This window comes from Bradyrhizobium campsiandrae (assembly GCF_014529705.1).
In the GTDB taxonomy this organism is placed as follows: Bacteria; Pseudomonadota; Alphaproteobacteria; order Rhizobiales; family Xanthobacteraceae; genus Bradyrhizobium; species Bradyrhizobium campsiandrae.
On record NZ_JAANIH010000466.1, the window covers coordinates 1 to 226 of the forward strand.

The window sequence follows — 226 nt, forward strand, 5'->3', positions numbered from 1 at the left end:
CGACGACGCTCGGCTTCGAGCATCGCTTCCTGCGCGCTGAAGAGCGCTCGCAAATCGGCGGGCAGCGCTGCAAGACGGGCGGGATCAATCGCGGATGGGGACACATCCACAAGCTATCATCCCAAGGTGCCGCGAAACAAATCGTTAGCCCTGAGTCAGTTCGCCGCAGCTGGCGTCGGGACGATCCGCTCACCCACGCGCTTCCAGTTCAGCCCTTCAAACAGCG

Annotated in this window: 1 protein-coding gene; it reads left to right on the forward strand. The window is 62.8% G+C overall.

All coding sequences use genetic code 11. The features are described from left to right. Window positions 1-226 (forward strand): hypothetical protein (locus G8O24_RS47505; protein WP_210324931.1); only part of this gene is annotated, 226 nt, incomplete at both ends.